The 19,043-nt window shown below is 68.6% G+C and carries 15 protein-coding genes; 11 read left to right on the top strand and 4 right to left on the bottom strand.

The window, feature by feature from the left end; all coding sequences use genetic code 11:
• The first annotated feature begins 338 nt into the window (after nt 1-338).
• The 6 genes from ftcD to WD184_05240 all read left to right on the top strand — a co-directional run bounded on the left by ftcD (nt 339) and on the right by WD184_05240 (nt 7,560).
• Nucleotides 339-2,012: a glutamate formimidoyltransferase gene (gene ftcD / locus WD184_05215; GenBank protein ID MEX0826131.1), complete on the top strand. Its 1,674-nt coding sequence runs from the start codon at nt 339-341 to the stop codon at nt 2,010-2,012.
• A 2-nt stretch (nt 2,013-2,014) separates the two neighbouring features.
• Nucleotides 2,015-3,283, top strand: a complete 1,269-nt coding sequence (gene lysA / locus WD184_05220; GenBank protein MEX0826132.1) for a diaminopimelate decarboxylase — start codon at nt 2,015-2,017, stop codon at nt 3,281-3,283.
• Between the two features lie 81 nt (nt 3,284-3,364).
• Entirely contained in the window at nt 3,365-3,598 is a 234-nt protein-coding gene (locus tag WD184_05225; protein ID MEX0826133.1) for a hypothetical protein, read from the top strand.
• A gap of 114 nt (nt 3,599-3,712) precedes the next feature.
• Nucleotides 3,713-4,837: an FIST N-terminal domain-containing protein gene (locus WD184_05230; protein MEX0826134.1), complete on the top strand. Its 1,125-nt coding sequence runs from the start codon at nt 3,713-3,715 to the stop codon at nt 4,835-4,837.
• Complete coding sequence (locus WD184_05235) at nt 4,834-6,357, top strand: HAMP domain-containing sensor histidine kinase (GenBank protein MEX0826135.1); 1,524 nt, start codon at nt 4,834-4,836, stop codon at nt 6,355-6,357. Before WD184_05230 ends, WD184_05235 begins: the two co-directional genes overlap by 4 nt.
• Nucleotides 6,358-6,525: 168 nt before the next feature.
• Nucleotides 6,526-7,560, top strand: a complete 1,035-nt coding sequence (locus WD184_05240) for a hypothetical protein (protein ID MEX0826136.1) — start codon at nt 6,526-6,528, stop codon at nt 7,558-7,560.
• Nucleotides 7,561-7,662: 102 nt separating this feature from the next.
• Here the strand turns inward: WD184_05240 and WD184_05245 are convergent, their stop codons facing one another.
• The 3 genes from WD184_05245 to WD184_05255 all read right to left on the bottom strand — a co-directional run bounded on the left by WD184_05245 (nt 7,663) and on the right by WD184_05255 (nt 8,780).
• Complete coding sequence (locus WD184_05245; protein ID MEX0826137.1) at nt 7,663-7,938, bottom strand: type II toxin-antitoxin system RelE/ParE family toxin; 276 nt, start codon at nt 7,936-7,938, stop codon at nt 7,663-7,665.
• Nucleotides 7,925-8,218 carry a type II toxin-antitoxin system Phd/YefM family antitoxin gene (locus tag WD184_05250; protein MEX0826138.1) on the bottom strand — a complete coding sequence of 98 codons (294 nt, stop codon included), beginning with the start codon at nt 8,216-8,218 and terminating at the stop codon, nt 7,925-7,927. The genes WD184_05245 and WD184_05250 overlap by 14 nt, the downstream gene beginning before the upstream one ends.
• Nucleotides 8,219-8,381: 163 nt before the next feature.
• Nucleotides 8,382-8,780, bottom strand: coding sequence for a hypothetical protein (locus WD184_05255; protein ID MEX0826139.1), 399 nt, complete (start codon nt 8,778-8,780; stop codon nt 8,382-8,384).
• Between the two features lie 150 nt (nt 8,781-8,930).
• Between WD184_05255 and WD184_05260 the strand changes: the two genes are divergently transcribed.
• Both WD184_05260 and WD184_05265 read left to right on the top strand, forming a co-directional pair.
• Nucleotides 8,931-10,706, top strand: a complete 1,776-nt coding sequence (locus WD184_05260; GenBank protein MEX0826140.1) for a hypothetical protein — start codon at nt 8,931-8,933, stop codon at nt 10,704-10,706.
• Between the two features lie 119 nt (nt 10,707-10,825).
• Nucleotides 10,826-12,736 carry a hypothetical protein gene (locus WD184_05265; protein MEX0826141.1) on the top strand — a complete coding sequence of 637 codons (1,911 nt, stop codon included), beginning with the start codon at nt 10,826-10,828 and terminating at the stop codon, nt 12,734-12,736.
• 113 nt (nt 12,737-12,849) lie between these two features.
• Here the strand turns inward: WD184_05265 and WD184_05270 are convergent, their stop codons facing one another.
• On the bottom strand, nt 12,850-14,817 hold the full coding sequence (locus WD184_05270; GenBank protein ID MEX0826142.1) for a hypothetical protein: 1,968 nt from the start codon (nt 14,815-14,817) through the stop codon (nt 12,850-12,852).
• 261 nt (nt 14,818-15,078) lie between these two features.
• Here WD184_05270 and WD184_05275 point away from each other — a divergent pair, with 261 nt between their 5' ends.
• The 3 genes from WD184_05275 (at nt 15,079) to WD184_05285 (ending at nt 18,815) form a co-directional block, all read left to right on the top strand.
• Nucleotides 15,079-16,266 (top strand): hypothetical protein, encoded by a 1,188-nt coding sequence (locus WD184_05275; GenBank protein ID MEX0826143.1) that lies wholly within the window; start codon nt 15,079-15,081, stop codon nt 16,264-16,266.
• On the top strand, nt 16,263-16,730 hold the full coding sequence (locus tag WD184_05280) for a hypothetical protein (GenBank protein MEX0826144.1): 468 nt from the start codon (nt 16,263-16,265) through the stop codon (nt 16,728-16,730). The genes WD184_05275 and WD184_05280 overlap by 4 nt, the downstream gene beginning before the upstream one ends.
• A gap of 111 nt (nt 16,731-16,841) precedes the next feature.
• Entirely contained in the window at nt 16,842-18,815 is a 1,974-nt protein-coding gene (locus WD184_05285; GenBank protein ID MEX0826145.1) for an adenylate/guanylate cyclase domain-containing protein, read from the top strand.
• Nucleotides 18,816-19,043 lie beyond the last annotated feature (228 nt).

The following is a 19,043-nucleotide window of genomic DNA, read 5'->3' on the forward strand; positions in this document are numbered from 1 at the left end:
GGCTTCCGGGGGAGGTGGCTGACGGGCGATTAGCCCGGCAGACGAAGGGGGCAGCGAAGCGAACGAAGTGAGCCCCCTGCGAGCACTCCGACGACCGGTTGAGGAGGCGTCCTCCCCCGGCTTCCGGGGGAGGTGGCTGACGGGCGATTAGCCCGGCAGACGAAGGGGGCAGCTGACCCTGCGAGCACTCCGACGACCGAGCCTCCGGAAAACGGTTGCCGGGCTGCCCGGCAACCGAAAGGGCCAAGACAGACCAATGGAGGTTCGCTCCAGGATCCGGACCTGTGGGTCGGACTCGCCAATCGCCAATCGCCATCGGCCCTAATACCCTCCTCGCGATGCCCCAGCCTCTTGTCGAATGCGTTCCAAATTTCTCCGAGGGACGGGACCCTGCGGTGATCGAGGCGATCGCCGCGGCAATCACCGCCGTCGAGGGGGTCACCCTGCTGGACGTCGACCCGGGGGCCTCGACCAACCGCACCGTGGTCACGTTCGTCGGGCCGCCAGATTCGGTGGTGGAGGCGGCGGTGCGGGCGGGCCAGGCGGCGGCGGAGCACATCGACATGAGCCGCCACTCCGGTGCCCATCCCCGGTTCGGGGGGATGGACGTGTGCCCCTTCGTCCCGGTGCGGGACATCACCATGGAAGAGGTGGCCACCCTGGCGCGCGACGCGGCGCGTCGGCTCGGCGAGGCCGGGCTCACGGTCTTTCTGTACGAGCAAGCGGCGTCGGCTCCACATCGCCAGAACCTTGCCGAGGTGCGGGCGGGGGAGTACGAGGGCCTGGCGGCGAAGCTCGCCGACCCGCAGTGGCAGCCCGACTTCGGGCCCTCCGAGTTCCAGCCCCGCACCGGTGCCACCGCGGTGGGCGCCCGTGAGTTCCTCGTCGCCTACAACGTGAACCTCAACACCACCTCGACCCGCCGGGCGAATGCGGTCGCCTTCGACGTGCGGGAACGGGGCCGGGTGAAGCGAGCGGGGGATCCGCTCACCGGCGAGATCGTCCGCGGCACCGACGGTGAACCCGAGTACGAGCCGGGGGTGCTGCCCGGGGTGAAGGCGATCGGGTGGTTCATCGAGGAGTACGGGGTCTGCCAGGTGTCGATGAACCTCACCGACATCGGCGTCACCCCGATCCATGTCGCCTTCGAGGCGGTGGCCGAGAGCGCCGCGTCGCGGGGGATGCGGGTGACGGGGTCGGAGATCGTGGGAATGGTGCCGCTGCGGGCGATGCTCGACGCCGGCGAGTTCTACCTGCGGCGGCAGCAGCGGTCCATCGGTGTCCCTGACGAGGAGATCGTCCACCTCGCCATCCGGTCCATGGGCCTCGACGAGTTCGGCCCGTTTGACCCTCGCCAGCGGATCATCGAATGGCGACTCGAGGCGGGCGGCTCGCGGCTGGTCGACAAGTCGGTCACCGGCTTGGTCCACGCAGTGGCGTCGGAGTCGCCGGCGCCGGGCGGCGGTTCGGTGGCGGCGCTGGCCGGGTCGCTGGGGGCGGCGCTGGGCACGATGGTGGCCAACTTGTCCGCCCACAAGCGCGGCTGGGACGATCGGTGGGAGGAGTTCTCCGCATGGGCCGTGCGGGGCAAGGCCCTGCACCAGCGGCTGCTCGCCCTGGTGGACGAGGACACCGCCGCGTTCGACGCCCTGGTCGAGGCGATGCGGACGCCCCGCGACGATCCCGCTCGGGTCGGAGCGGTGGAGGCGGCAACCCGGGGCGCCATCGAAGTGCCGCTGCAGGTGATGGCGGCCTCGCTCGAAGCGATGGAGGTGATCGGGGCGATGGCCGCCGAAGGTCTGGCATCGTCGGTGAGCGACGCCGGGGTCGGCGCGTTGCTCGTCCGGGCCGCGTTGCGGGGGGCTCACCTCAACGTGAAGATCAACGCCACCGGGCTTACCGACCAAAGAACCCGCGACGACTACCTGGCCCGGGCCGACGAGATCGCCGTCGCTGCCTCCACCCACGAGGACGAGATCCTCGAGGTGGTCGAGCGGCGTTTCGGGGAGTAGCCGTGTCCTCGCTGCCCCGGCACCTCCTTCCCGACAACGCGTCCGTGGGCGACGACGGCAACCTGGTGATCGCCGGATGCGACACGCTTGCCCTCGCAGCCGAATTCGGCACCCCCCTCTTCGTCTACGACGAGCAGCACATCCGGGACCGCTGCCGCCAGGCGGTCGCCGCCTTCGGGGATCACGCGGTGTACGCCACCAAGGCGTTCCTCTGCCTGGCGATGGCCCGCCTTGCCCACGAGGCGGGAATGCGGCTCGACGTGGCCACCGCCGGGGAGATGTTCGTTGCCCTTGAGGCCGGGGTCCCGCCGGATCGCCTGGTGGTGCACGGCAACAACAAGTCGCCGTCCGAGTTGGAGACTGCCCTCGACCAGGGGGTGGGGCGCCTGGTGGTCGACGGGTTCGACGAGCTCGACCGCATCGAGGCCCTGGTCGCCGGCGGGCGCGCTGCCCCCACGGTGTTCCTCCGGGTGGCGCCAGGGGTGGAGGCCCACACCCACGAGTACCTGGCCACCGGGCAGGACGATTCGAAGTTCGGGTTCACTCTGGCCAACGGCGACGCCGCCCGGGCGATCGAGCGGGTGCTGGCTTCGGACGCTTTCGACCTGCGCGGCATCCATTGCCACCTCGGTTCCCAGGTGTTTCGGGTGGAGTCGTACGCCGAAGGGCTGCGCACGGTCGCCGGCTTCGCCGCGGCATACGGGCTGCCCGACCTGGCCATCGGCGGCGGGCTTGGTGTGGCGTATGTCGAGGGTGAGACCGCCCCCACGATCCCCGAGTGGGCGGAGACCCTGCGGCATGCTGCCGGGGCGGTGGGCCTCGAGGCCACCCTGTGGGCCGAGCCGGGGCGGGCGATCGTCGCCTCGGCCGCGGTCACGCTGTACACGGTGGGCGGCATCAAGGAGATCCCAGGGGTGCGCACCTATGTGGCGGTGGATGGGGGGATGAGCGACAACCCCCGCCCGGTGCTCTACGGCTCCGGGTACGAGACGTTCTTGCCCCGTGCGGTCGGGTCCGATCGCCCCCGGCTGATTCGCCTGGTGGGGAAGCACTGCGAGTCGGGCGACGTACTGGTGCGCGATGGCCGGGTGCCCGCCGACCTGGCGGTGGGCGACGTCATCGCCACCCCGGTCACCGGTGCCTACGGCCACTCGATGGGCTCCAACTACAACAAGATGCGCCGCCCCGCAGTCGTCTTCGCCCGCGACGGCAACGCCCGCCTGGTGGTCCGCCGTGAATCCCTAGAGGATCTGATCACCAACGACGTGTGAACCCCCTATTGCGGATGTGCGAAATCTTGTCACCCGATTTCCCGGGGCGCGTCACACGCCCGCGATACGGTGCACCCCACGATGGCGAACACGCGCGAAGCCTTGGCCGACATCGTCGGGTTGACCGACGGTGAACTGCGCGATTTCTCATCCACCATCGGAGACCTCGTCGCGGCGGAAGACTTTGGAGCCGCCCGGCGACTGATCTCCGATTGGGCGCTGACCATTCGGATCCGGAATCACCCCGACTACGCCGCGAACGCCAGCGCTTTCGCCGCCGCCATCGAGCAAGAGGACATTCCCGGAAGCCGGTAGCCAAAAGCCGGTAGCCGGTAGCCGGTAGCCGGTAGCCGGAACGCCATCTCTTCCGCCTCAATTGGATCCGGCTTTCGGCCGATGAGTCGTGGTCGCCCCAGGTAGGACCATCCCGTGCTCGTACATACCCTCAGTTACTCGGCGGCCGATGGGTGGAGCGCCCCGTTCCCCACGGTCGACCCGGCGCGCACCCTGATCTTCTGCTTTGGGGCCTCCGAATACCTCGCCGACTGTGATCCGATCGTCGAACTGGCCAGCCTCGGCGGGTTCCTCATTGGTTGCTCCACCGCCGGCGAGATCCACGGACCTGAGGTCGCCGACGGCACCCTGGCGGTGGCCATCGCCGAGTTCGAACACACCCGGCTGCGCGTCACCGCGGAGCAGATCTCCAGCGGCACCTCGTATCTGGCGGGTGGGCTGATCGGTGAGGGCCTGCGAGGCGACGGCCTGCGAGCGGTGTTTGTGCTGAGCGACGGCCTCGACGTCAACGGCAGCGACCTGGTCGCCGGCCTCACTGCTTCCCTACCGGAGGGGGTGGTGGTAACCGGTGGCCTGGCGGGCGATGGTTCCCGATTCGAGCGGACCTGGGTGATCGTCGACGGCAAGCCGGCGTCAGGCTTCGTCACCGCGGTGGGCCTGTACGGCGACAGGATCGAAGTGGGTCATGGCTCGAAGGGTGGCTGGGACATCTTCGGCCCCGAGCGAACCGTCACCCGGTCGACCGGGAACGTGGTGTACGAGCTCGATGGGCGTCCGGTGCTCGCCCTCTACAAGGAGTATCTAGGCGACCTGGCCGCCGAGTTGCCGGCCTCGGGTCTGCTGTTCCCGCTGGCGGTGCGGGCCCCCGGCGACGACAAGCAGCTAGTGCGGACCATCCTCGGCATCGACGAGGAGGCGCAGAGCCTGATCTTCGCCGGCGATGTCCCCCAGGGGCATCGGGTGCAGTTGATGCAGGCGCAGTTCGATCGGCTGATCGGCGGAGCCGAGGCCGCCGCTGCTGTCGCCGTCGGGCGCATCCCGGGCGAGCCGTCGCTGAGCGTCGCCATCTCCTGTGTCGGCCGGCGCCTGGTGCTGGGCGAGCGCACTGAAGACGAGCTGGAGGCGACACTCCATGCGCTCCCCGATGGGATCGCCCAGGTGGGCTTCTACTCGTACGGCGAGATCTCCCCCTACGGAGAGGGGACCTGCGATCTCCACAACCAGACGATGACCCTGACGACTCTCGGCGAGGTGGCATGAACCCGGTGTTTGCCCGCCAGTTGCGGCGGCTCGGCCTCGATGCCGACACTCTTCCCGATGAACTGACCGCCTGGCGGGCGCTGCTCGCCCGCGTCAACGCCTTCTATCACGACGCCGACAAGGGCCGCTACCTGCTGGAGCGGGCGATGGACATCTCGTCGCGCGAGATGCAGAACCTGAACCAGGAGATCGAGGCGCTGTCGGCGGAACGGGTGGAGCGCACCGAGCAGCACTATCACTTGCTGTTCGACCAGACCCCGGTGGCGACCCTCGAGGTGGACTTCTGTGCGGTGGTCGATTGGATCGATCAGCTGCAGGCGCTCGGGGTCGAGGACATGGGGTTTCACCTCGCCGCCGACCGGGGCGCCCTCGACCACATGATCTCGCTGGTGCGGGTGGTCGACTGCAACCAGGCGGCCGCCGAGCTGTGGCGGGTACCTGAACGCGAACGCCTGCTCGGTGCGGTCAATCCTCACTCGCCGATCAACGCCAGCGCTGCCCTCGCCTGGCGACGGCAGTTCGAGGCGATCTGGGCGGGGGAGACCGCCATCCGTTTCGAGTTCGAGGCCGTCCGCGCCGACGGAGCCACCTACGCCGGGCTGTGCCAATGGACCGCCCCGGTGATCGGGGGCAAGGTCGACCACTCGGGAGTGCTGGTGGTGATCATCGACATCACCGAACGGTTCGCCGCCGAGGACCGCATGCGCCAATTGGTGGTGTCGAAGGATGAGTTCCTCGCCTCGGTGAGCCATGAACTGCGCACCCCACTCACCTCGGTGCTCGGCTACGCCGACCTGCTGCGCCGCGAGGAGACCGATCCTGAGGAGCAGCGCGCGATCCTGGGCACGATCGCCGACCAGGCGACCGACCTCGCCAACATCGTCGAGGACCTGCTGGTGGGTGCCCGAGCCGAGTTGGGTCAGCTCGTGGTGAACCGGATGGAGATCGACCTCGTCGACGAAGTGGGCCGGCTGCTCACCGGAATGCCCTTGGCCGCCGGGGTCGCCTTCGAGGTGGTCGGGAACAAGCCGATCGCACTGGGTGACGGCGTACGGGTGCGCCAGATCATGCGGAACCTTCTCTCCAACGCCGAGCGGTACGGCGGTGCGACGGTGGCGGTCCGGGTGGAGTCCGACGGCGACCGGGCCTGCATCGCGGTGCGCGACGACGGCCCGCCCCTCAACGACGCGACCGCCGCCCAGGTGTTCGACCGGTATTACCGGCATCGCGGCGAGGTGGGCCAGCCCGGCTCGGTGGGCATCGGCCTCACCATCTCCCGCGACCTCGCCCGCCTGATGGGCGGCGACCTCACCTACCGCCACGAAGACGGCTGGACCGTCTTCGAACTGTCACTCCCCGTCGTCCTCCCCCGGTATTCCGGGGGAGGTGCCGAGCGGAGCGAGGCGGAGGGGCAGCTGACCCAGAGCGTCCTCCCCCGGTATTCCGGGGGAGGTGCCGAGCGGAGCGAGGCGGAGGGGGCAGCTGACCCTGCGAGCATTCCGGCGACGGTGCCCTCCTAGTTTGCGGGCGGTAAGCCAGGCAGCCGGAGGGGGCGGCCAAGCGAACGAAGTGAGCGACCCTGCGGGCATTCCGGCGACGGTGCCCGGGAAGTGACTACTCAAGAAATCACCCCCCATAGCGGTCTTCGATGGCCTACGCTTGCGGCACTCACCAAGGAGGAGGGCACTGTGTCACGCGTAAGGCGCGTTCTCGTCGCATTCGCCATGATCATCGTCGCGCTCCCGGTGCTCACCGGCGCCGGAGGCCAGGGCGATGCCGCCCGATCCGAGCACCAGCGCATCATCGACTTCTGGACGCCCGAGCGGGTGGCGCAGGCGGTGCCGCGCGACTTCTACTTCGAACCCGCCAGCGGCCGCTACAAGCTGGCCAAGCCCCCGGGCACACCGGGAGGCGGACCTGGCGGTGGCGGCGGCGACGGCACCACGGTGACGGGCGCCTCGTGGAACGGCGGCGGCACCGTCGCCGATACCACCGGCAAGGTGCTCTTCGCTTTGGGCACCAGCTACTACGTGTGCTCGGCGAGCCTCGTGGTTGACGGGAGGTCGGGCGAGTCACTGGTGCTCACCGCGGGCCACTGCGTCTACGACAACGCGACCGGCGGCGTTGGGTTCGCCACCAACTGGATGTTCATCCCCAACTACGATGCCTCGCCGGCGGCGTTGACCACCGACGGTTCGTTCTGCAGCGGCACGCTTTATGGGTGCTGGACGGCGGAGGCGCTGGTAGTGCACTCCGGTTTCGCCACTGCGGGCGGCTTCAACGAGCAGGCGATCGTTCACGACTTCGCCTTCGCGGTGCTGGGTGATGGCGGCCACAACGGGAGCACGCTGGCCGAGAGCCTGGGGACCCAGGACATAGTGTTCACCGACGTGGCGAGCGGCACGAAGGTCTACGCCTTCGGATACCCGCACGCCAGTCCGTATGACGGCACCGATCTGGTCTATTGCGCCGGGGGCGTCGGCTTCGACACCCAACTCAGCAACCAGACCTACAAGCTCGGCTGCGACATGACGGGCGGCGCCTCGGGCGGACCCTGGTTCAAGGACTTCGTCGAGAGTGATGGTGAGGGGATCCTGATCTCGGTGAACTCGTACAAGTACCGGAACGACAAGAAGTCGATGTACGGGCCGAAGTTCAACTCGGATACTCAGGACGTCTATAGCGCAGCCGGTACGGCGACCGGCAACACCGTCGTTCCGTAACCCGATCAGATACTGGTTGGAAGGTCGGCTCCCCGTCGGGGGAGCCGACCTTGTTGGTGGGATGCGTCGAAGGGCGGCCCCGCGGGAGACGCCATCTGGCTTCTACCTGGGCCGGTAGATGTCGACCCGATGGTCGATCAACACCACCAGCACCCTGCCGGCGGCCCGGTCGATCTCGTATACGACGCGATACGCCCCCACCCGTGCACTGAACAGGCCGGCGAGGTCGCCGCGCAGCGGCTTGCCGACCCGCTCCGGGTTCTCGGTCAGGGGCCCGAGCATGAAGTCCAGCACCGCGACCGCCACCTTGGCGGGGATGCGATCGAGGGCGCGCCGCGCCGGGGCGGCGACAAACAGTTCCAGGTCAGGCGGAGTCACTGGTGGCGGATCGGAGTTGCTCTCGCAGCGCCTCCATTTCGGTTCGGCCGACGACTTCTCCGCGGGCGAGGGCCGCCCGGCCGGCCTCGAGTTCCGCGACGAGGCTGGGGTCGGAGAGGATCTCAAGGGTCTCTTCGATCGCTTCGAGGTCGTCGCAACCGACCAGTACGGCCACCGGGCGCCCGTTGCGGGTGATGGTGACCCGTTCCTGGGTCTCGGTGAGCTCGTCGACGACCTCGGAGAGCTTGGCCTTGACCTCGGTGAGCGGGAGGACTTTCATGACCATGATTCTAGTCAGAATCCCCTTCTTCCGGGAGAGGGTGGAAACCATTACAAACAGTGGCACCCGAGGGAAGGGTGTCGATCCCGTGCCGCTAGTGCCCTGACACCGGCCCAACGCGTCGCGCATCGCGAATTGCCGGCCGAGCGCCAGCGAGGCCCGCTTACGCCACGAAGGCGACCAGCATTCCCCCGTAGATGGCGGTGAGGGCCGTCATGGCGGTCACCATCACGGTGGTGTTGGTCTTCAGGTGCTTCTGCATCATTTCGAACATGTGGTGCATGTTCTCGTCCATGCGATCGAGCCGATCCTCGATCCGCTCGAAGCGGCGCTCGAACCGCTGCTCCATCCCGTTGAACCGCTTCTCGAGCCCGTCAAACCGCTGCTGGAGGTTGTCGAAGCGGACCCCGACCGCCTCGAACTGGCGGTCGACGTCGGCCTTCTTGGCCAGCTCGTCGGGCGGGGAGGGGAGACGGGTCATCAGGGTCTGGGCGTGGTCGGCACCAAGGACCTCCTCGAGGCGAGCATACAGGGCCCGCAGTGACGGGTCGGGCAAGGACATATTCGGCTCCTGATCGAATGGAGGGGCATCGTCTCTCCAGGGTGTGACACGTTGCTGCCCGCCGAAATTCGACGCGCACAAGGCCCAATGCCCCTAGGCCGCCGACCCCCGATCCCGTACAACCAGGGAGAGAAACACCAGAGGGGGCCAATGGACCGCACGTTCCTGATCCTCGGCGGCGGCGGCATGGTGGGCACCGAAGTAGCTCGCCAGATTCTGCGTCTCCCCCCGTCGCAGACGGGGGGAGTACCCGCCGAAGGCGGGGGAGGGGGGCAGCGGAGACAGCGTGCGCGTGGACACGACTCTTCTCTTGCGGAAGGCTGGAGACTGGAGACTGGCGACTGGAGACTCATCCTCGCCACCCTCACCGAACCCGAGGCCCAAGAAGCCGTCGATGCCCTGCAACAGGTCGCCCCGAACGGCGTCGACATCGTTGGCGAGTGCGGCGACATCTTCCTCGCCGAAGGCCTCTGCCACATGCCACGGAGGCAACTTCTCGATGACCCGGACGCCCGCCGCCAGGTGTTCGACGACATGCTGGGCCCGATCGACGCCGCCTACGAGCGTTCCCATCTCGCCGCCCTCATCCGCAAGTACCGCCCCGATGTGATCGTCGATGCGGTGAACACCGCCACCGCCATCTCGTATCAGGACGTGTCGACCGCGGCGGTGATCGCCGAACGCGACGCCGAATCCCTCCTCGCAGGCCAGAACCCAGATGATCTCCCCGACCACATCCAGTCGCTGATCCTGTCGATCGCGGTGCCCCAACTGGTGCGCCATGTGATGATCCTCGAGCGGGCGATGCGCGACGCCGGCACCCGCCTGTACCTGAAGGTGGGCACCACCGGCACCGGGGGGATGGGCCTCAACGTGCCCTACACCCACAGCGAGGACCGCCCTTCGGCCAAGCTGCTGGGCAAGACTGCGGTGGGTTTCGCCCACACCGGGCTGCTGTTCCTGATGGCCCGCACCCCGGGCGGCCCGAACGTCAAGGAAGTGAAGCCGGGCGCCCTGATCGGCTACCGCAATGTGGAGCACCGGACGATCCGGGAGCGGGGCGAGACCGTGTGGTGCTACCAGGGGGTGCGGGAGCCGCTGGGGGAGCGCCTCGACCTGCATCGGGATTCGAAAGACTTCACCCCGCTGTTCGACCTGCAGTTGCCGGTGGTGGACACCGGGGAGAACGGGGTGTTCACCAAGGGCGAGTTCGAGGCGATCACCGAGTTGGGCCAGATGGAGCTGGTCACCCCCGAGGAGGTGGCGGCGGTGTGCCTGCGGGAGATCACCGGCGCCAGCACCGGCCACGACCTGATCGCCGCCATCGACGGAGCGGTGATGGACCCCTCGTACCGGGGCGGGGTGCTGCGGTCCCGGGTGTTGACCCGCCTGGAGTGGCTGGAACGCGAGACCAAGACCCACAGCGTGGCGCTGGGCCAACTGGGCCCGCCCGAGTTGTCCAAACTGTTGTGGGAGGCGGAGTTGATCGGGATGTGCCAGGGGACCATCCCCGGTGCGCTCCAGGCGACCCCGGCCGAGTTGAGCCGGGAGGTGACCCAGTTGCTGGACCGCCGGGCGGGGCTTAGCGACACGATCGTGTCCCTGGGCATCCCCATCCTCGAGTCCGACGGCGACACCCTCCGCCGGGGCCCCCGGTTGCGGATCCCCGAAATGCCCGGGGAGGACACCGTGGCGGTGACCGCCGCCGACCGGGACCGTTGGGCGGCCAAGGGCTGGGTCGACCTGCGGGAGGCCAACTTCGAACGCTGGCAGAAGCGGCTGCGGGCGATCATCGAAGCCCGCCCCGAAAAGGGCGAAACCGGCTCCTCATCGGTAGCCGCCGGCACCTCGGAGACCGAAGAGATCCGCGCCGGCGCAGTGGTGGCCTGGGTGCTGGCCAACGAGATGGGCGGACATCGGGGCTGAGGCCTGATCCTCAGGCGACGACGCGAACCTGAGCGTTGCGGGCGAGCCCCAACGAGGCCCTTTCACGCCACGGAGGCGATCGGAGCGCGCGCCCGGTTCGGCGCGTACCATCTCGCGCCATGCGGAATGTCGCCGCGGCTGCCCTACTCATGGTCTTCGGGCAGGCGTGCTCCGGGACAACGGCCGAGACGGTGACGACCATCGTTCCTTCGGCGTCCACCGGTGGGTTGACCACGACCACCGATCTCGGTACGACGACGACGGAGATGTCGACCACCACTTTGGTAGCCATGGCGGACGACGGTTACCTGCCCGTTGGTGCCCTCGCACTGAGGCGGCAGTTTCCCGGGGGCGAGTCGCGGGGCGCGATCGTGCCCGACGCGACCTTGGCCGTCAGCGACGATCGGGTCCTCATCGTCACCAACGACTTCTTGCGACTGTTCACCGACACCGGAACGCCGCTCGCTGATACCTCATTGAGGAGTTTCGCTCGCGCATCTTCCACCAGTGCCGTGGGCGACCCCCGATTGGTATTCGACCACACAAGTCGGAGGTTCTTCGTGGTCGTACAGGGTTTCGAACTGAACTGTCCGCCAGACGATTGTCTGTCGACGCTCCACCTATTGGTGTCGAAGACGGAGAGCCCCGGTTCGCTCGGCAGCGCCGATTGGAACTCATTCGACCTTGACGCACGGCTCCGGCTGACCAGTGAGGGACCCCACGACAAGGCGCATTTCCCGGACTACCCGGCACTGGCTGTCAACGGTCCCTATGTCGTGATCGGGGTCCAGATGGAGCGCTTCTCCGACGAGCGAACCGAGTACCAGCTAATCAGGGTCCTCGACAAGGAGGTCCTCCTCGCCGGCGGCCCCGTCACCTCGTGGCGAGACTTCCCGCTTGAGAAGGGAGCCTGGGGCCCGGGTGCGTTCACTCAGAATCTGCTCCCGGCGAAGTACTCGAATCCCGCCGATGCCGCCGCGCCGTTCTTTCTCGCCGGCGTCGTCGGCGAGGGCACCTGCGACCTCGTGTTGTTCGCCATCTCCGGCCCGCCGGGTGACCCCGACCTCACGGTTCGAACCGTCGAACTCCCTGGAGAGTGCGAGCGACCCGTCGACGCCGAGCAGCCCGGTGACGCTCCGGCGGTGCTGATCGACCAGGCGTGGATCTCCGACCGTCCCGTATACCAGAGCGGGTATCTGTGGGTGGCCAGGGTGGTTGCCGTGGCACCGCCGAACGACCTGCGCTCGGCCATCAAGATCGTCCGGCTCGACGTTCGCGACTTTCCCGACCAGGTCGACCAGGTCGAGGAGTACTTCCTTGAGGTGCCGGGCGCATGGCTCTCTTACCCGGCCCTTGAGGTCGATGACGAAGGCAATCTAGTGGTGGTGTTCGCCCAGTCGAGTCCCGATATGTATCCCTCGGCGTTGTACACGGGACGGCTTGCCGACGACCCGCCCGGGGAGCTGCGCCCGCACGCGGTGCTCAAGCGGGGAGAGGCGAGCCAGAATCAGCTCGACGCGCTGGGCCGTAACAAGTACGGCGACTACTTCGGGGCAGCCCTTGACCCCGATGGTTCCGGGGTTTGGGTCCACGGCGAGTACGTGCTCTGCCACGCTCGCTGGGGCACTTGGGTGGGATTCGTTGGATTCGAGGCCGCCACCATGGAGCTCGGTGTCGACTCCGTGGGCGTCGGCCCGCCCACTGACTGCGGGCCATCCATCAGTGGAAGGGTCGAGAGCCAGGCCATCGACGTCGCCGACGTCTTCGTGTTCGCCCACGGAGACGCCGGCGGGTACGGCGACGCCAATGCCAGGATCAACGGTGAGTTCATCCTGGATCTCCCGGCCGATCGGTATGTCATTTCCTTCTACACCCACTGCGGCCAGCCGGGCTTTCCGTGTTCTTCCTACCCCGACGAGGTGTTTCTCGGCTATTACAGCGAGGCCGGTCTTGTGCGTTCGCTCGCAGAGGCGACTCCGATCACAGTGATCGACCGAGAGGTCGCGGGGCTAGTGGTGGAACTGCCGTAGCGGGAGGTTCCGCCCCTACCGTGGCGCCGGGGCAGTGGTGGCCTGGGTGCTGGCCAACGAGATGGGCGGATATCGGGGCTGACCCCGGCCCGGCGACCGTTGATGCCCGCGGATCAGTGCCAGTCGACGACGTGGACGCCGATCGGGTCGGCGATCCCCTTGAGGTCGACGGTACGGGCCTCACTCAACGGGAAGGGGATGGTTCCCGCCGCTTCCACCGTGTCGGCCGAGGCGAGGATCTCATCGCCCCCCGCCAGGGATCCCACCCGGGCGGCGGCGTGGACCCCGTGCCCCGAGTAGTCTGTCCCCTGGCGGGTGGCCTCGGCAAGATGCATTCCGATGCGCACCGACGGGGCGAATCCGTGCTCGCGACGGTGAGCCGCCAGCCGTCGCTGGATGGCGACGGCGCTGTCGATGGCCTTCCGGGCGTCGTCGAACGATGCAAAGAACCCGTCCCCGGTGTGCCGCACCACCTCGCCACCGGCGCTCTCGATCTCGTGACGCAGCACCCGGTCGTGCCAGGTGAGCAGTTCCTCCCAGGCGGCATCGCCGATGAGTCCGATCAGGTCGGTGGAGGTGACGATGTCACTGAAGACGAAGGTCTTGAGGACCCGGCGGCGGGTCGACTCCTGCGTCTGGATGCCGACCGTGGCACCCAGGTTGTCGAGGCCGCGAAGATCGGCGGCGGCTCCCAACTGCTCGAAGGTCGAGCGGGCCGAGCGGAATTCGAGCATCGCCCCGGTCTCGTCACCGGCGGCACGGCGTGCCCGCCCCAGCATGGTGCGGGCGAGGGCGGCCTCGTACGGCAGGTCGATCTCCTGCCACAACCGCCACGCCTGCCCGAGCGACTCCGTGGCGGCGCCAGGCTCGTCATCGTGGAGCTGCACCGATCCCCGGCAGGTGAGCGCCGTCGCCCGCCACGCCGGGCTCTCGAAGGGTTCCGTCAACCTCTCCAGCGTGGCGACCTCTGCCCGGGCGGTCTCGAGGTCGCCCGCCGCCAGGGCGATCTCCACCCGGGCCGGCAACAGCGAGGCGCGGCGCAGGGCCGCGGTGGTCTCAGCACCGCCGACGGCGCTGAGCGCCCCGACGATGGCCCGCTCCGCCTCTTCGAGCTTGCCCTGGTCGCGCATGAGCAGGGCATACCCGGGCTGGGCGGAATGGCCTCGCTCGTATGCCTCCATGTAGGCCTGCTCCGCTCCCTCGATGTCGCCCATGCGACGCCTCACCTCGCCGATCTCATAGTGGGCGGAGCCGATTGCATCGTTGAGCCGGAACCGTTCCAGCTCGGCGCAGGCGGTCCGGGCTTCCCGCTCGGCCTCCGGCCAGGACCCGTGGAGCCGCTTCAACTCGGCGCGATGGACCTGGCATACGCCGGGGTAGCCGCCCACCGAATGGGTGCGCATCCACCGTTCGGCCTCCTCGGTCCACTCGCCAGCCCGGCGGTAATCGGCGAGGTTGCGGCAGGCGGCGATGGTGTTGCAGTAGACGTCGCTGGTGGCGCGGAGATCCTCCTCCTGGGACATCGCCATCACCGCGGCCTCGTCGATGACCCGGATCCCCTCGCGCCAGTCGCCGCCTTCGATCAGGCCGTAGCCCTTGAAGCTCATCGCCATCGACTGCAGCCCGCGGACCCCCTGGCGTCGGGCGATCGCGATGGCCTCCTCGGCGGCCTCGATGCCCCGCTCGAAGTCGCTCCCCATGATCAGGGCGCCGGCGGCGTGGAGCAGCTTCACCCAGCCGTGCCCCGTCGATTCGGGTTGGCCCTCGACGAGACTCTCGGCGCGAGCCATCCAGCCGGCGCCGACCGACTCCTTGAGCCGGCGGAAAGCGAGGTAGGAGAGCAGGGCGGCTACCGCCGCCGCGTCGGTGGGACGCTCCTCGGCGATGAACGCGGAGTAGGCGCGTTCGAAGGTGGCGACCGCCTCGTCGGTGTGAGCGCTCCACCACAGGGCATCGCCGAGCGCCACGAGGTCATCGGGGCTGAGGCCCTCATCGTGATCGGCCTTCGAGAGCGCCTCACGGGCCTCGTCCCAGTCGTGCCTCTTGATGGCTTCCCGCCCCTGAGCAACGAGATCGGGCATTCCACCCCCTCGGGCGAGCGACAAGCCGAGGTTAGTCGTAGGTGGTTCCTGTCCGGGTTCGGTCGACGCCAACGGCTCGCCCGACGATTGTCGACGGGCGACGAACGACCATGCCGAACGCACCGGGGGGATGGGCCCGACACTCACAGCGAGGGCCGCCGCTTCGCGAGACTGCTGGGGAAGACGGCGGCGGGCTTCGCTCGAACTGGCCTCGTCCCTTTCACGGGCATCGAGGCCCTCGTTTTCGTAGACTCCCGATCCATGTCTCGCCGCGCGGCCCTGCTGCTCACCGTCCTCGGTCTGCTGGCAGCGGCGGTGCCCGCCGCCGTCGCCGGCCACGAGCCCCTGCGGCTCACCGAGGGGGAGTGGTCGGGGACGCTCACCTTCATGGCCGGGCTGAGCGGGGAGGTCGGGGAGGAGGGGCGCGTTTCGGTGGACGGCTACCAGATCGGCGACTTCCATCTCGAGGTCATCGCCGAGGAGGTCACCGGCCTCTACGCGTTGTCCGGCAGCGCCGGTGCCGAACTCAGCGGCCCCGGGCTGGCGGCCACTGGCCGCGGAACCTTCACCGGCTTCGGCAACGTGCTGGGAACCGCGGAGGTGCCGGTGCTCCACCTCACCGGGGGCACGGTGACCGTGGTGGTCGAGACGGGCTCGACGTCGGTGACCCAGGACGTCGACGTCTCCGGCCTGGTTCCCCCAACCGAGCTGGAGATCGAACGCCTCCATTGCGGGGTCGCCTCGGGTAGCTGGGGGGGCGAGGTGTTCATCAGCAACGTCTCGGCGGCGGGGCTGACCCCCCGGGTCCGCCAGGGCTCGTTCACGGCGTTCGAGGTCGACCGGGTCACCCAGGACCAGATCGATGAGCTGCAGGAGGCTTTGGGGGACTGGTTCCGCGACTGGGGCGACACGCTCTTCGGCCCCGGTACGGGCGCCACCTCGGACGTTGGTGGCCTCCCCGCTGTCAACACGGAGGCCCTGATGGCTCGGATGGTGAGTGCGGTAGAGACCCTCAACAAATTCCAGAACCTCAAGGAGTGCGCCCGGGAGTTGATCGGTGAGGATCAGATCGAGGAATGGGAGAGCGGGATCGCCGGGTTCATCGCCATGTCGATCCAGGCGATCCTCTCACAGAGCGACGCCTCGGCGTACCGGGTAGACGTACTCACGCGGGTCGCCGCCGCCACCGGGGCGATCGGCGAAGGATCGCCGTTCCCCGAGACCGCCGTCACCACCGAGGAGATGCTCCGCCTCGAGGCCGAGGAGATTCTTCAGGCGAATGCGGTGACCGACGGCACCGACGCCGCCGGCAACCCGTGCAGCGAGGTGGCGCCCTGCCTCACCGACGACCCCGACGTGACCCTGATGGTGACCCGGGGGGCGCGCATGGGCTGGGACTACACCCTGGGCGGGGAGACGAGGCCGGCGACCGGATGGGCCTCGGCATGACCCGCCTCGGCGCCCTGGTGCTGGTGGCGGCGCTGCTATCGGGCTGCGGGGACGACGGGGCGACGACCTTCCCCGGAACCGCCGGCACCACCGCGGCGACGACGAGCACGAGCACCGCGGGCGACGAGCCCGGGGACGAGCCCGCGGCAAACCTGCCCGCCGTGCTCGGCCTGCAGGAGATCACCCTGCTCACGGCGACCAGCGGGGTGGGCATCCGCCCCATCCTGGAGTGGGAGGCGGTCGACGGCGCCGTCGGCTACGAGGTGGCGCTCAACGCACCGGGCGGCAGCATCTACTGGGCAGGGTGGGCCACCGGTACCAGCATCCCGGTGGGCGGTGAACCCCTGATCGACCCGGCCTTCTCCGGCCCGAGCGTATCCGCGGGGATGACCTGGAGCGTCGCCGCCTACGACGCCAGCGGGTACTTGGTGGCGGTCAGTGCGATGAGGCCGATCTCGCCCTGAGCCAGCGGTCGGGCCTCCGTCGGCCTCGCCCCAGGGCCCGGGGGAGTGAGGTCGCTTGGATCTCGGCGGACCGCGTGCGGCCTGTCGAGTCTTGAAACTACCGTTCCCGGCGTGACCGTCACCGGGGTCCGGCGCCGTCTCCATTCGATTGCCGCCGTCGTCGTCTTCGCCGTGGCGATGGGGGGCGTGTCTTTGCCTTTCTTCAAGGGCGAGTTGTTCGGGGCCATCTGGCTGGTCATGGTGGCTTTCTGCCTGCTCGGAGCCCTGGTGCTGTGGCGGCGGCCCGGGAACCCGATCGGGTGGGTCTTCGCGGGCATGGGCGTCAGCGGCCTGATGGCGGGGTTTGCGCCGGAGGGGGGCGTCGGCGAGCTGTTCGGCGGCTTCGGCTGGGTTACTTTCATGTTCCTCACGGTCGCCATAGTCCCCATGCTCTTTCCCTCGGGGCGGACCTTGTCCCCTCGCTGGCGACGGGTTCTCTATGCCGCCCTGGGGTTATACGCCTGCTTCGCGTTCCTCTGGATCTTCCACGATCAAGTGTGCGCCGAGTGGGCGTCTGACGGGGAAGATTGTGTGCGCACGGTGGACAACCCGATCGGCATTGCGGGCATCGATAATCCGGAGTCCTCCCTGCCGGGGGCGATTCTCGGTGTGGGTCTCCTCGGAGTCGTCCTCGCCGGCTTGGTCTCGTTGGGTATACGCCTCCGCCGGGCTCGCGGGGTCGAGCGACAGCAGCTGAAGTGGCTGCTTCTTGCCATCGGGGCTCTAGTGGGGTTCATCGTGTTGGTCGACGTGGTAGCGATCGACCTGCTCGGGTTGCCGGTGCCCGCTGCCGCCTACAGCGTGATCGAAGCCGCAGTCTGGCTTGGGCTGCCGGCGGCGGCCGGTATCTCGATCTTTCGCTACGGGCTGTACGACATCGACCGCATCATCAGCCGCACCGTGGCCTACGCCATCCTCGTGGCCACCCTCACCGCCGCCTACGTGGCAGCCGTGGTCGGCATCGGCGCCCTCGTCGATCTGTGGGGCCCGTCTCCGGAGCAACTCGACTTCAACCTGCCCGTCGTGGCCACCGCGCTGGTGGCGCTGGCGTTCCACCCGCTGCGGGAACGGGCTCGGGGCCTCGCCAACCGCCTCGTGTACGGGAAGCGCCGCACCCCCTATGAGGCTCTCGCCGGCGTGGGCGGCGGCTCGCTCGAAGAGGTGCTTCCCCAGATCGCCCGGTTGGCCACCGAGGCCACCGCCGCCCGCCGGGCGATGGTGTGGCTGTCGAACGGGGTCGAACTACGCCCCGCCGCCGCCTTCCCCGACGAGGGTCTGTTGCCGGCGGCGGTGCCGCTCGAGGCGGGCGAGCCCCCGGCCCGCCTCGGCGGGGGGCACGGCTTCGCGCTGACCCATCAAGATGACCTGCTCGGGGCGATCTCCGTTTACGTCGCCCCGGGCGAGGAGTTGGCGGCCGATGACAGCCGGCTGCTGTCCGACCTGGCCTCCCATGCAGCGGTGACGCTGCGGGGGCTGCTCGACGCCGCCCCCCTCCCCACGGGGATCGTCACCTTCTTGATGACCGACATCGAAGGCTCCACCCGGCTATGGGAGGAGGATCCGGATGCCATGGGGCTGGCGCTGCGAGACCACGACCTGCTGGTGCGGCAGACGGTGACGGGTGGGGGAGGCATGCTCATCAAGTGGAGGGGTGAGGGCGACAGCACCTTCTCGGTGTTCACCGATGCGGCGGGGGCGATCGTGACGGCGCTGGCGCTGCAGGAGGCGCTGCGCACCCACCAATGGCCTACACCCCGCCCCGTCTCGATCCGCGCCGCCCTCCACACCGGCGAGGCCGAGTTGCGTGAGCGCGACTACTTCGGCCAGACCGTCAACCGCTGCGCCCGCCTCCGCGCCATCGCCGTCGGAGGCCAGACGCTGGTATCAGCGGCCACCCGGGAACTATCCCGGGAGTCCCTGCCGAACACGGTGACCCTGCGCGACCTGGGCGAGCGCCCCTTGAAGGACATGAGCGAACCGGAACGGGTGTACGAGGTGGTGGGGGTGGGAGGTGGGGTGTCTACCACCGGTGGTGTTCTGTCCTGAGCAGGGGAAGGACCAAAGGGCGGGGACTGCAGCACCCGGGGGAGGAGCCCCGAGATCAGTACACCCACAGCGAGAACGACTACTCGGCCAAGCTGCTCGGTCAATACGACGGTGGGTTCCGCCCCGTGCCAGATTGGCTCATCTACTGAGATTGCGGACTAATATCATTGTGATTGTTGCTCTCATCCCCCATGAGAGCGATTGTCACGAAGATCCGAGCAGCTGAAT

The organism is Acidimicrobiia bacterium (assembly GCA_040878325.1).
GTDB lineage: Bacteria > Actinomycetota > Acidimicrobiia > Spongiisociales > UBA11373 > JAUYIV01.